This is a genomic window from Aeromonas sp. MR7, assembly GCF_963899385.1.
Taxonomy (GTDB): Bacteria; Pseudomonadota; Gammaproteobacteria; order Enterobacterales; family Aeromonadaceae; genus Aeromonas; species Aeromonas bestiarum.
The window spans coordinates 31,982-45,415 of sequence record NZ_CAWQXH010000006.1 but is presented as its reverse complement, the minus strand read 5'-3'; the positions used below and the strand labels follow the sequence as shown (position 1 = coordinate 45,415).

The window sequence follows — 13,434 nt, the reverse complement described above, 5'->3', positions numbered from 1 at the left end:
CCATTCCTGTGCTCGCTGTGCTCACTGTGCTCGGCGTGCTCAGTGTGCTCGATGTGCTCATGGGGTATGGGGTAAATCTATGTGGGCTTCAGCCTCATTTTTTCCATCTTCACTCCCCCAACCTCTGTGCCCAACCTCTCCGCCAATCCGGAATAACGCTCGGTCTTTTTCCGTACCGCTTGTGCCAGCAGGGCGCGATCGCCGTAGAGATCGAGCCGCGCCTTGGCGCGGGTGATGCCGGTGTAGACCAGCTCGCGAGTCAGCAAGGGGCTGGGGCTGTCGGGCAGCACCAGTACGGTATGGGCAAACTCCGAGCCCTGGGATTTGTGGATGGTCATGGCGTAGACGGTCTCGTGGGGCGGCAGACGGCTGGGCAAAAGCGCCCGCAGGGTGCCGTCCGGCTGCTCAAACCATACCTTCAAGCGGCCACTTTCATCGGGCAGGCAGAGCCCCATATCGCCGTTGTAGAGGCCGACCCCGTGATCGTTGCGCACCACCATCACAGGGCGACCGGCATACCAGTCGCCATCGCGGGCAATCAGCCCGGCCCGTGACAGGGCCAGTTCGAGGCGCTCGTTTAGCCCCTCGACGCCAAACGGGCCGCCCCGCAGGGCGCAGAGGATCTGGAAGCTGTTGAATGCCTTGAACACGGCGGCGGGCGCTTCCCCCGCACGGGCCGCCTTCAGATAGCTGCCGTAACCGGCCACCCCCTGGGCAATCAGGGCGTCGTAGGCTTCCCCGGCCCAGAGGTGCAGGCTGATATCCATAAAGCCCATGCCCCAGACCGATTCCACCGCCGTGGCATCGCCGCTGTTGCAGGCGCGCGCCAGCTGGCCGATGCCGGAGTGCTGATCAAAGCGCCAGCTCTTGGCCAGCAAACAGAGGCTGTCGCGCACCGGTGCCCCTGCGGGCGTGCCCTGCAAGCGGTAGCCGGTCTGGCGGGAGAGCCAATCCGCCTGCGCGGGGCTGATCCCCTGTTCGATAAAGCTGCAGATATCGCCGAGCACGGCCCCCGCCTCCACCGAGGCGAGCTGATCCTTGTCGCCGAGCAGGATCAGGCGGGCGTGGCTGGGCAGCGCATCGAGCAGGCGCGCCATCATCGGCAAATCGACCATGGAGGCCTCATCCACCACCAGCAGGTCGAGGTGCAGCGGGTTGCCTGCGTGGTGGCGGAACTGGCTGCGCCCCGGAATGACCCCGAGCAACCGGTGCAGGGTGCCCGCCTCGGTGGGAATGGCTTCGACCCATTCGGGGGGCAGATCGAGGGCCTGCAGGGCAGAGCCGATACTCTCGGTGAGGCGCGCCGCCGCCTTGCCGGTGGGGGCCACCAGCCGGATCGCCGGGGCCTTGCTCGCTTGCAGGCCGGTCTCCACCAGAATGGCGAGCAGTTTGGCCACAGTCGTGGTCTTGCCGGTGCCGGGGCCGCCGGAGATCACCGCAAAGGGGCGCGCCGCCGCAGTGGCTGCCGCCAGCTTCTGGCCGTTGCAGCAGAGCGCTTCGGGCACCAGCGCATCCAGCTTACCAAGATCGCTCGCCGCCTGGGCGCTGGCCAACAGCCCTTCGATGGCGGGCCAATCCACTTCGCTCGGGAACACCAGGTCGAGATACTTCTCGATAAAGTGGCGGGCCGAGAAGTCGGGGGCTAGGCGGACTTTGAGCAGCGCCCCGAACACCAGCCCGTAGTCGCGGGCAAACAGCCGCGACAGGGCCGGGGCTATCTCCGGCCATTCGGCGCGTTCACTTAAGGCTCGAAGGTGGCGGGCCACCCCCAGCTCAAAATCGTGATAACGGGTGAGGTAGAGTCGCCCGTGCCACAGCCGCAGCGGCCAGCGCGGGGTGACCCCGTCATCCTGCTCGGTGCCAACCAGGGGGCTTGCCGCAAACAGGGCGGGCCAGCGGGCAGGATCCGCCAGATCCAGCAGCAGATCCCGGCTCTGCTGGGGATCCAGCCCGAACGGTCGCAAGGATCCTGCTGCCAGCATCTCCAGCGGCAGACAGACATGGCCGCGCCCCAGCTCGAAGCAGGCGAGTGCCGCCCCCAGCACCAGCTCGGGGCTGCCGCCCAGGTCGGCCACCAGCTTGGCAAATTGCAGATCCAGCTGGCGGATACGCCCCGCCAGCGCCAGTGCTTTCAACCGTTCGATCATGATGGCGCTGGTCGCCGTGCTGATCATGGTGTCGCTCATGCCTCTACCTCGTTCAATGCTTGGGATCCCGCTGCTGGCAGCTCACTGCCTGCGCTAAACAACCGATCCAGCCCCGACACCAGTTCACGGCTCGGGCGGGTATGGAAAATGCCCCCCTGCGGCATGCCGCGCAGGAACAGATAGAAGACGCCGCCAAAGTGCTGCTCGAAGTCGTAGCCCGGCAGGCGCAGGGTGAGCAGCCGGTGCAGCGCCAGCGAGTAGAGCTGGTATTGCAGGTCGTAGCGATGATCACACATGGCCCGCTCCAGCGCCGGACGGCTGTAATCGGCGGGGCTCATGCCGAGATGGTTTGATTTGTAGTCGAGCAGATACCAGCGCCCCTGCCACTCGAACACCAGATCGATAAAGCCTTTGAGCATCCCCTGCACTGTGGCAAAGCTCAGCGGCTTGTTGCCCCGCGATAGCGGGTCGTGCTGCTGGCAGAGCGCGGTCAGCGCCGGTGCCGTCACCCGCCCCATGGGCAGGAAGAACTCCAGCTCCACCTGTTTGCGCTCGGGCGCCAGATCCCGCAGTCGCACCGGCTCGCCAAAGCCGGTATCCAGCGGGGTATCGAGCACCGCCTCCACCTGCTGTTGCAGCACTTGGGCCCAGCTCTCGTCAAAACCGTCCTGCGTCAGCAGAGTGGCGATATGCTCTGTCAGCGACTCGCCAGCGGCACTTTGAAAATCGATGGTCTCGAACAGGCTGTGCAGCAGGGTACCGGGGCGCGCCCCTTTCGGGAAAGTGAAGATGGAGGGCTGGGGCGCCTCCTCCGGTTGCTCGGAAGCCAATGCGGCCGCCTCGGTCACCACCTCGTCATCGAAGCCGGGATTGGCCAAGACCCCCTTGCTGTGGCCGTGACCCTGCGCCGCCAGCCCGGAGTAGGAGCTGATCCACCAGTCCCGCTCAAGGGAGCCGCTAAAATGGCGCACCTGCGGCTCGCCCAGCTGCTCCTCCTCTGGCGGCAGCGGGGCCGGACGGGTGAGCGAGGGCTCACAGACCACCACCCCGGGCAGCGCCTGCGCCAGCTCGGTGAGGGCGGTCGCCAGCGTCTGTGCATCCCCCTCTTCGCCCTTTTGCAGCAGGTAGCCGATGGCGGTGTGGTGCAGGTCGGTCTTCTCCGACTTGCCTGCCCCCGCCCGCACCGGCGCCAGCCCCAGCCAGGTGGCGTAGACGCCCCGGGTCAGCGCCACATAGAGCAGCCGCAAGTCTTCGGCAAGGCGCTCGCGGTCGGCCTCGGCCAAGGATCCCTCGGCGCCGGTGAGATCGAGAATGGTGCGATTGCCCGCCTCGTCCGCCTCGTGATAGAGCGGGGTCTCGGCGGTTCTGTGGCTGCAGATGAAGGGCAGGAACACCAATGGATACTCCAGCCCCTTGGATTTGTGGATGGTGACTATCTGCACCAGCTTGCGCTCGGATTCGAGGCGCAGTACCTGCTCCGCATCCTGCCCGTTGGGGCGGCTCACCGCCTCCCCCAGCCAGCGCAGCAGGGCGTACTCCCCGTCCAGCTCGCTGCTCACCTGTTGCAGCAGCTCGCCAAGATGGAGAAAGTTGGTCAGCCGCCGCTCGCCATAGGGGCTCGCCAGCAGGGAGGAGGCGAGATTGCGCTTGTGCAGCAGGGCCCGCAACATGGCCAGCACGCCGCGGCGGTGCCAGATCTTGCGGTACTCCATAAACTCCTGCACCGCGCTCTCCCACGCCCGCTCGTCGCTGGCCAGCCCATCGAGCGCCTTGGCATCCAGATCAAACAGCCCGGTCGCCAGCGCCGCCCGCAGGCTGCGCTCTTCGCTCGGGTTCTGGCAGGCGTGCAGAATCAGCAGTATCTCCCGCGCCTCCACCTGCTCCAGCACGCTCTCGCGATTCGACAGATAGACGGAGGCGATGGCAAGGCGCGCCAGCTCCTGCTGCACCAGCTTGCCCTCGGCGCCGGTACGCACCAGCACGGCGATATCCCCGGCCTTCACTGCCTTGTCACCTATCTTTGCCTTGCCCTCACGGGCCAGGGTCAGCAGGCGGTGGATCTCGGCGGCGGTGGCGCGGGCCATCTTGCTCTGGTAATCCCCCCGATTGAAGGTGGGCTGGCCGGTCAGCTGCCAGCAGTGGAGCACGGGGGCGGTAGCGCCATCGAGCAGCAGCGCCTTGCTCTTGCCCTGTGCCTCCACCGGCAGGAAGGGGATATCCGCTTCGTATATAAAGGGATCTTTCGCCCGCTCGAACAGGCCGTTGACCGCCCCCACCAGCGCACTGCTGGAGCGCCAGTTGCGCCCGAGGGTGTAGTGGGCGCTCACATTTCGCCGCGCCTGAATGTAGGTAAAGATGTCGGCGCCGCGAAAGCCGTAGATGGCCTGCTTGGGGTCACCGATCATCAACAGCGCCGTGTCTTGGTGGCCGCCACTCTCTTGTGAACCATAGAGGCGATGGAAGATGCGGTACTGCTGGGGGTCGGTATCCTGAAATTCATCGATCATCGCCACCCGGTAGGTGGCGCGAATGCGCTCGCAGAGCCGCTCGCCCAGGCTGGAGCCGAGCGCCCCGTCGAGATCTTTCAGCAGGTCATCGAACGAGAGCTGATGAGCCTGACGCTTGCTGGCCTGCATCCGGCTGCGCACCACCTTGGCCGCCCGTTGCAGGATCAGATCCCGAATACCGGGGCGGCTCGCCAGCAACTCATCGATCTGGCTAAACAACGGCAGGGTCGGCATTGCCCCCCCCTTCTTGAGGTTCTCCTCCAGTACCGTCTGGCCGAAGCGCTCCAGCTCCTTGGGAATGGCGTAACCGCTGCCCTCGTCCTGTGCCCAGTCGGCTATCTTGGCAAGCCACCCTTCGTAGTTCTTGCCGGTGTAGCGGCTTACTTGCCCATCCGTCTGGCGGCGGATCTCGTCCATCTGCGCCAGCCATTCACTCTTCACCGCCTCAATGCGGGCCATGGCCGCCTGATGGCGGGCGGCGAGGGTCTCGTCCCCCAATGCCGGGTGGATCTCCAGCTCGCTGTTGTCGAGCCAGCCGTTCATCTCCCGCAGCAGGGCGGCGGGGCTCGGCCAGAGGTCGCGCACGGCGCTGGCGAGGGTTTTATCCACCGGATAGAACTCGGATCGCCAGTAGTCGCTCACCGCCTGCAGCCTGAGCTGGCTGTCGTCGGTGAGAAATTCGGTCTCGAAGAGGGCGCCCGACTCGAAGGCATTTTGCTTGAGCATCCGCTGGCAGAAACCGTGGATGGTAAAGACCGCTGCTTCGTCCATCTGCCGCTCGGCAGCCAGCAGGCGGCGGGCTGCCAGCTCGTGATCCTCCACCTCTTCCAGCAACTGGGTCAGCAGGACATCCTTGCTCTCACCACGCATAAAGGCGAGGCGCGCCTCGTGGATGCGGGCGCGGATCCGTCCCCGCAGCTCGGCGGTGGCCGCTTCGGTAAAGGTCACCACCAGGATTTCGGTCACCGACAGCGGCCGCTCGTGGGCGCTGGGTTGACCGGCATCGGCCCCCTCTTCGCCACTGTCTTGTTCAATAATCGGGCCGTGGCCCAGCAGCAGGCGCAGGTAGAGGCCGGCTATGGTGTAGGTCTTGCCGGTGCCGGCGGAGGCCTCGATCAGTCGTTCACCGTGGAGGGGAAAACGCAGCGTATTGAGCGGGTTGGCCATTATTGCAACTCCTCCAGGGCCTGGTGCAGCGGGGTCAGGTGTTCGCGGGCCAGCGCCTGTAGCTGGGCCAGCACGGCCTCATCCAGTTCGGGGAAGCAGCGGGCGACATAAACGTCCTCCCCTTCGCCATTGACCATATAGCCGCCGTTGAAGCGAGTGAGGGCCGCCTTGTCGGCTGCCTCCGGCTTGTCCGGATCCTTCTCCATCGCCTTGAGCCAATCCCAGGCGGTGTTGGGGAAGAAGGGCAGCGGCCGCTTCATCCCCTGGGCCCAGAGCGCCACCAGGGCCGCCAGTTTGGGGCGCGCCTCGTCGGCCGAGAGCTTGGGCAGTCGCAGGCTCTGCTTGGCATCGAACAGCAGGGTGTCGCCGGGGGCACTGCTCAGGCAGAGGCAGAGGTGCTGGATCCAGCCAAGCAGCAGATCCTTGCCGTTGAAGCTGCCGGGTTTCACCACCAGCAAGCGTCCCTTCTGAGTGTCGATCCACCCCTGCAGCTGGCCCTGTGCCAGCGAGATATCTATCTCCACCGCCTGTTTTTCACTGACCCAGGGGCGCAGACGCTCCGCCAGCTTGCCCATCTCGGCATCCAGATCGTCCAGCAGCAGGCTGCCGAACCAGCCTTGCGGCAGCAGGCCGGTGAGCTGCAACCGCTCGCGGCGCACCGCACTATCACCCTCAGCCAAGTGAGCACCGAGCAGCAGGTCTTTAAGCTGATAATTTTGCAGACCGTCCAGCTCGAACGGCTCGCTGTCCTCTATGTTGGCTTCGTTCAACTCGAACCACACCTTGAGGCGGCGGTTGAGGAAATACTTGGTGGGTTGACGATAGAAGCGCAGCAACTCGGCCAGCTCCAGCCCCTGCTCCTTGCCCCATTCGGGAGGCAGCGGCAGCTCGCCGCTCTGGAAGTTGGCGGCGCCGCGCACCGGATTGAGGGCGGGCAGCCAGTCGGCGGCATAGGTGAACAGCCGCGACCCCGGCTCGGGATGGAAGTAGTTGCGGCTGTAGGGGGTGAGCGGGTGCGGCACCATCAGGTGCCTGAGCAGTCGCTTGCCGGAGGTTTCATCGTCGAGGTTCTCATCCCCCGCCAGCACGAAACCCTGACGCACATAGTCGATCAGCTCGGCCAGCAAGACGGATGGCACCTTGTCGCTGTTGTCCTGGGCGCTGAAGCCCTGATAGCTGATATAGAGCCCCTGCTGGGCGCTCAGCAGCGCCTCGAGGAAGAGGTAGCGGTCGTCATCCCGGCGGGAGCGATCCCCGCGCCGCCCAGCCACCGCCATCAGATCGAAGCCCATGGGGGCCAAAGTGCGCGGGTAGACGCCGTCGTTCATGCCGAGCAGGCAAACCTGTTTGAAGGGGATGGAGCGCATCGGCATCAGGGTGCAGAAGTTGACCTGACCGGCGAGGAAGCGCTGGCTGGAGCGGGACTCCCCCAGCACGCTGCCGAGGTAATCCTGCAGCAGGGAGGCCGAGATGGGCTGATCGAAGCGAGCCTCGCCGAGCTGGGTCTGCCAGTCGGCCAGCTGGCTGCGAATAAGCTGGAGCTGACGCTCTTCCTCCTCGTCGGCCAGATAGAAGCGCTCCAGCAGCGCCAGCAGGCAGGCGTTCCACTGTGCCAGCGGCTGCGCCTGTTGCAGCCGGGGCAGGAATTCGGCCAGCGAGTCGACGAACCAGGCGAGCTTGCCGAGCGCCAGCCCCTGCTGACCCTCGATCTCTGCATAGGGCAATATGCTGGCCAAGGGCCCCTGCTGCCCCCCCATACTGTCGGCACAGGGCAGGATGCCCGCCACCGGCTCGCCATCCCCCATGGCAAAACCGAGCAGCATGCGGCGCAGGCCGAACAGCCAGCTGTTGCCGGACATGGGCGGCAGATCGAAACGGGCGGGATAGCCATCGTCCAGCCCCCAGCGGATACCGGTCTCCTGCACCCAGACCCTCAGCTGGTTGAACTCGTCGTCATCCAGCTCGAAGCGACGCAGCACGGCGGGCACCTCGAGAATGGCGAGCAGCTCGCCCGCGCCTAAGCGGGCGTTGGGCAGCTTGAGCAAGGCGAGGAAGCTTTGCAGCAGCGGGCTCTCCTGACTCGCCGCCCGATCCGATACCGCGAAGGGGATCTGGCCGCGCGCCCCGAACACCGCCTGAATGTAGGGGCCGTAGCTGTTCACGTCCGGCATCATCACCACAACATCTTTCGGGTTGAGGGACGGGTCCTGCTCGAACAGCGCCAACAGGCGATCGTGCAGCACCTCGAGTTCCCGCATCGGGCCGTGACAGGCGTGGATCTGCAAGGATCCATCCGCCGGATCGATCGGGCTCTTGTGGTGGCTGCTGTCGAGATCGAACTGCCCCGCCCCCCGTTCGGCCAGCTCCAGCACATCCTTCTGGATGGCGCGCAGCAGGCTGACATTGCCCCTGGCATCCAGCTCGTCGATATCGACGAAAGCCTCGATTTGCGGCACCTCCAGCTCCATCAGCTGATGCAGGTAGTCGCGCCCCAGCTTGCCCATGGAGGCGAGCAGCGGGTTGGCGGGGCCCTGCAGGGTCTCGAGATCTGTACCTGGTTTGAGCTTGTTCTCGAGGCGCGCCAGGGTTTTCCTGTCCAGCAGATCCCCCCAGTAGTAGCGGCAGGGGTTGGTGACGAACAGGTGCACCTCCACCTCGGGTCGGCTGCCGAGGGCCAGCAGGGCCTCCACATAGCGCGGCGGCAGCGCCGAGATGCCGAACACGAACACCCGCTGCGGCAGCTTGCCCGGCAGATCGGCGGTGCGTTGCAACTCGTGGATAAACTCCTCGTAGAGGTTGGCTCTGTGGTAGCCGCTCGGAGAGAGCGCCAACGTGCGGGCCACCAGCTCGCGCCATAGCTCAGGCTGCCAGTCCTGCCCGCTCACCCCGGCCAGCTCCAACCCCAATCCTTCCCCCTGTTCCCAGCGGGCGATCCAGTCCGACCGGTAGACCAGATACTGGTCGAACAGATCCGCCACCTTCTGACAGAGCTGCCACAGTCGCACCTGTTCGGGATCCTGCACAGGATCCTCGTCATCCCCGCCCCCCAGATAGGCGGCGAGCGGTGCGAAGGCGGGCCTGCCCAGCAGGGCGGGCAAAATGGTCATAAGTTGCCAGCTCATGGCGCCCTTGTTGTAGGGGCTCTGGCGCGGCACGTCCGCCAGCACCCGGGTGAACATATCCCAGATGAAACTGGCAGGCAGCGGGAAGTCGATATTGGCGGCGATGCCGAAGGCCTTGGCCAGTTCCAGCTTGAGCCACTGGGCCATGCCCGGACTCTGTACCAGGATCTGCTCCCGATCGAAGGGGTGAGAGAGAGGAGCCTGCCGGATGCGGCTCACCAGCAGCTCCTTGAGCAGATCCAGCTGATTGGAGTGGTAGAGGGTAAACATGGACGACTCCCGCCAATTCAAATGAGGGGTGGGTGCGAGAAAAGGTGAGTCATTCCCGTCACTTCACACGAAATGGGATTGTCGGGGATCGGGGGGTAAGATGCAAAAGGCGCTTGTTGCCGCAGATCACGTCGCCATCATGCGGGGCGGGAAAGGGTCAATGGCGGGCATAAAAAAGCCGGTGCTGCTGCACCGGCCAAAAGGCGTTGGAAAACTCTCACTATCCAGGTATTACCAGTTCTTGCCGAGGCGGGCATCCAGACTGAAGGCCCCTGCACCGGCCGCCGCCAGGGCCAGGAAACCACCGGCCACGGAGACGTTCTTCATGAACATCAGCATCTGCATCTGATCCGCAGGCTGATAGTGGAAAATAAAGGCGGCCATCAGGGTGAAACCGGCCATCAGCACAGAGATGCTGCGGCTGAACAGACCCAGCATGATGGCGAGGCCACCACCCAGCTCCAGCAGTATCACCAGCGGCAGAATGAATCCGGGCACGCCCATGGCTTCCATGTAACCCTGGGTACCGGCATAGCCGCCGATCTTGCCCCAGCCTGCAATCACAAACATCAGTGCCAGCAGTACGCGACCCACCAGCAGTGCCACATCTTTCATCTTGTCCATTTCAAACTCCTCGTTGTATGTCAAATCACCGCTGACTGCTTCAGGGTAGGTCAAATAACAGGGCTTGGCTGGCACTCATTGCCACCAGATCCCATTTGGGTTCATCACGACTGAGTACCCCGTCGCCGGGTCGGGCAGCCAGACCGTTGGCGGTCAGCTCCCCTGAAATCATCTGCAGGTAACCGTGTCGGCCGGCCAGCGCCCAGGCGAGACTCTCACCGGGTTCAAGCTGCAACCGCCATACGCGGGCCTGTTGGCGGATCCTGAAGGATCCCGCTTCGCCATCCGGTGACGCCACCAGCGTCAATCCCGGGTTGGCTTCAATCTTCTTCTGCTGATAACCGGGGGTCGTGCCGTGTTCGTTCGGCTCGATCCAGATTTGCAACAGGGAGAGCGGCTCGGTCTGCGAGGGGTTGTACTCGCTGTGCCGGATGCCGGACCCTGCGCTCATCAGCTGGAAATCCCCTGCCGGGATCTGCTCGGCGTGGCCGAGGCTGTCCTTGTGCTCTATGGTGCCTTGCAGCACGCAGGTCAGGATCTCCATGTTGGCGTGAGGGTGAGTGGCGAATCCGCCACCCGGTGCCACCAGATCCTGATTGATGACCCGCAGCACCGAATGCCCCATCCAGTCCGGGTCGTAGTAGTGCCCGAAGGAAAAGCTGTGGCGCGCATCCAGCCAGCCGAAGTTGGCCTTGCCGCGCGCTTCTGCGGCTCTCAATTTCATCATGGTGTGCTCCTCACGTACCGATACGGTTGATTAACGCTGCTTGCCGCTACCGATGCCGAACGGAATCCGGTAGTCGCTGCTCTGCTCACCCAGGCTCACGGTCAGGTTGCCCTGGGTGCGGCTCGGGATCTGTACCTGCTGGCTGCCCATCAGGTTGGCATGCACGGAGGCAACCAGGTCGCCAGACTCGTCACGCACTTCCAGCATGGGGTTGGCCTTGCCTTCCACCGCGGCACTCGCGTGCCAGTTGACGAACAGCACGCCTGGGGCGGCATTGAGGTCAGCGGGGACGGAAGCCTGAGCAAAACCGGCTGTCATCAGGCCTGCAACGGCCAGCATCTTGATTACGTTTTTCATGTTCATTCACTCTCTTGGTTTTTATGTCATTGCCAAGGCCTGTTCGGCCAGAATCAATGCATCCATGCAAGAGGTTATTCAAATAGTGTGTTGTTCTTTTACCGACATCAGACATCACTCTTTGTGATGCCCCAGCCCGGAACTACTGTTTATTTGGCCGCTTGGCCTTCCTGCCTAAGCGTTGATTGAATATTAAAGACACTTGGCCTAAGTTGTTAGCGAGATAAACTGGCAAACATGTTCAAAAAAATTGAAGGTATGAAATGGCCAAGGAATCGAACAAGGAACGGGCGCTGACCCTGGAAGCCATACGGGTGCTGGACGCCATCGATCGCCGTGGCAGCTTCGCGGCGGCCGCAGACGAGCTGGGCAAGGTCCCCTCGGCGCTGAGCTACACGGTACAGAAGCTGGAAGACGAGCTGGACGCCATGCTGTTCGACCGCAGCGGCCACAGAACCAAGTTCACCCCGGCCGGCCGCATGCTGCTGGAGCGGGGCCGGGTGCTGCTGGAGGCGGCCGAGCATCTGGTGGGCGAGACCCGGGCACTGGCCCGTGGCTGGGAGACAGACATCACCATAGCCGTCGATGCCCTGGTGCCGCTGCAGGCGCTCTATCCCCTGGTCGAAAGGCTGGCCGAGCTGACGGATACCCGGCTCAGGTTTCGCGCCGAGGTGCTGGCGGGCAGCTGGGAGTGTCTGGAAGATGGCCGGGCCGACCTGCTCATCTCCTCCCTCAACCCCGACATCATGCTGACCGGCATCAAGCATCAGGCGCTGCAGGAGGAGGTGATGCTCTACGTCGCCCACCCGGATCACCCGCTGCACCAGGAGCCCGAGCCCCTGGCGGACGAGACGCTGCGCCGCTACCGCGCCATCGCGGTGGCGGACTCTGCGCTGCGCAAGCCGGTGCTCACCTATCGCCTGCTCGACAAGCAGCCGCGCCTCACCGTCAGCACCATGGCGGAGAAACGCGATGCCCTGCTGGCGGGGATAGGCGTCGGCACCATGCCGCTGAGCTGGATAGAGGAGGACATCAAGGCGGGCCGCCTCAAGGTGATCAGCCCCGAGTATCGTCACCAGATCCAGGTCGTACTGGCCTGGCGGCGCGATACCATGGGCAAGGCCAAGAGCTGGCTGGTGCGGGAGATCCCCAAGCTGTTTCCCTGCAAGGGGGAGTGAAGCCGGGAAGCCTTAGCCATGACGGATGGAGGCGGCGATCGCCTCCGCTTGACGGCGGGCGCAAATTCGGGGAAAAGAAAAAAGCGGACCTCTTGCGAGTTCCGCTCAATGCCAGGAAAGAATAAAAACCTTGCGGTTTAAAAAACCCTTAAATTGGAAGCAAACAATCGATTTCTCAACCAGGAAGGTCTTGAATCCGATTCGTTTTGAATTATGCGCGATGTTTTATGCGCCACCAGCAAAATGTTGAATGGTTGAAGGATATGCACCGCAGAGTATCACTATCTGCAACCTTCACCCTTGACTGGTCTGGCCATTTCAACCGATTACGACGGGTTTATTTCCTCTGGTTTTTTTAAGTGTCAGTATCTGAGCCCATAACTAAAAAAGAACCCAGTTTCTGACACAACATAAAGATGCAGATAAAGGAATAGTTGCATGACCTACAGCCAGACCCTGGCCAACAATATTCTCGACACCCTGAAGAAGACCCTGACCGACAAGGGGATCCGCTATCAGACCCTGGCAGAAGCCATGGGGGTCTCCATCGCCACCGTCAAGCGGATGATGAACAAACCCTCCCTGCCGTTCGATACCCTGCTGGAAATCTGCCACCTGGTGGGGCTCTCGTTCGAGGAGCTGCTGGACCGCACCCAGGATGCCCAGAGCCGCCGCGCCGTCTTCACCCAGGAGCAGGACGAGGCATTCCATAAGGAGCCGGGGCTCTACGCCTTTCTCGCCAACATCTTCTGGCGCGACAAGACGCTGATCGATCTCAAGCGGGAGTACGGCCTGACAGACGCCTCCTGCTACCTCTACCTGCGCAAGCTGGAGAAGCTCGGCATCCTGCAGCTCGGCATAGACAACAGCTACCACTTCCTCATCAGCGAGCGCATCAGCTTCGAGCAGCACAGCCGCTTCGCCCGCCAGCAGGCGCGCCAAGCCATGTCCGTGCTGGGGGACTATCTGGTGGAGAACATGCACAAGTCCAACAACTACATGGCGCTGTGCCAGCTCCATCTGGGCGAGAGCGAGGCCATGGCGCTGATCGAGCGGATGAAGGAGTACTGGCACCAGGAGCTCAAGCTCAACCGCCCCGCCATCGGCCAGCGCGAGGGCAGCAAGACCTACACAATGTCGCTGCAGCTGGCGGACTGCGGCTACCAGAGCTTCGATGACCTGATCCCCAATATCGACAACTGATCCCGGCGGATCCTGCGGGATCCGTCTGCTGTGGTCAGCTCGAAAGCGGCAATTCAGATCGGCTTGCAGCCATCGGCCGCAGCGCCCGCGTCCCCCGACAGATACCTGTCGCCACTGTGCCCGCCAGTGCGC

8 protein-coding genes are annotated in these 13,434 nt (G+C 63.6%); 2 read left to right on the top strand and 6 right to left on the bottom strand.

The window, feature by feature from the left end; all coding sequences use genetic code 11:
• Positions 1–77: 77 nt before the first annotated feature.
• The 6 genes from recD to AACW87_RS03415 all read right to left on the bottom strand — a co-directional run bounded on the left by recD (position 78) and on the right by AACW87_RS03415 (position 10,927).
• Complete coding sequence (gene recD / locus AACW87_RS03440; RefSeq protein ID WP_241326572.1) at positions 78–2,186, bottom strand: exodeoxyribonuclease V subunit alpha; 2,109 nt, start codon at positions 2,184–2,186, stop codon at positions 78–80.
• Positions 2,183–5,821 carry an exodeoxyribonuclease V subunit beta gene (gene recB / locus AACW87_RS03435; protein ID WP_241326571.1) on the bottom strand — a complete coding sequence of 1,213 codons (3,639 nt, stop codon included), beginning with the start codon at positions 5,819–5,821 and terminating at the stop codon, positions 2,183–2,185. The genes recD and recB overlap by 4 nt, the downstream gene beginning before the upstream one ends.
• Positions 5,821–9,213: an exodeoxyribonuclease V subunit gamma gene (recC, locus tag AACW87_RS03430; RefSeq protein ID WP_241326570.1), complete on the bottom strand. Its 3,393-nt coding sequence runs from the start codon at positions 9,211–9,213 to the stop codon at positions 5,821–5,823. Before recC ends, recB begins: the two co-directional genes overlap by 1 nt.
• Positions 9,214–9,444: 231 nt before the next feature.
• The gene (locus AACW87_RS03425) at positions 9,445–9,837 is read right to left on the bottom strand and encodes a DoxX family protein (protein ID WP_043141457.1); all 393 of its coding nucleotides are present in this window, start codon (positions 9,835–9,837) and stop codon (positions 9,445–9,447) included.
• Positions 9,838–9,877: 40 nt separating this feature from the next.
• A complete protein-coding gene (locus tag AACW87_RS03420; RefSeq protein ID WP_043141459.1) occupies positions 9,878–10,564 on the bottom strand; it encodes a pirin family protein in 687 nt (228 codons plus the stop codon).
• A gap of 30 nt (positions 10,565–10,594) precedes the next feature.
• On the bottom strand, positions 10,595–10,927 hold the full coding sequence (locus AACW87_RS03415) for a hypothetical protein (RefSeq protein WP_103472893.1): 333 nt from the start codon (positions 10,925–10,927) through the stop codon (positions 10,595–10,597).
• Positions 10,928–11,184: 257 nt separating this feature from the next.
• On the opposite strand from AACW87_RS03415, the gene AACW87_RS03410 reads away from it, so the two are divergent.
• Complete coding sequence (locus AACW87_RS03410) at positions 11,185–12,099, top strand: LysR family transcriptional regulator (protein WP_043556051.1); 915 nt, start codon at positions 11,185–11,187, stop codon at positions 12,097–12,099.
• A 438-nt stretch (positions 12,100–12,537) separates the two neighbouring features.
• Complete coding sequence (locus tag AACW87_RS03405; protein ID WP_043556049.1) at positions 12,538–13,302, top strand: helix-turn-helix domain-containing protein; 765 nt, start codon at positions 12,538–12,540, stop codon at positions 13,300–13,302.
• Positions 13,303–13,434 lie beyond the last annotated feature (132 nt).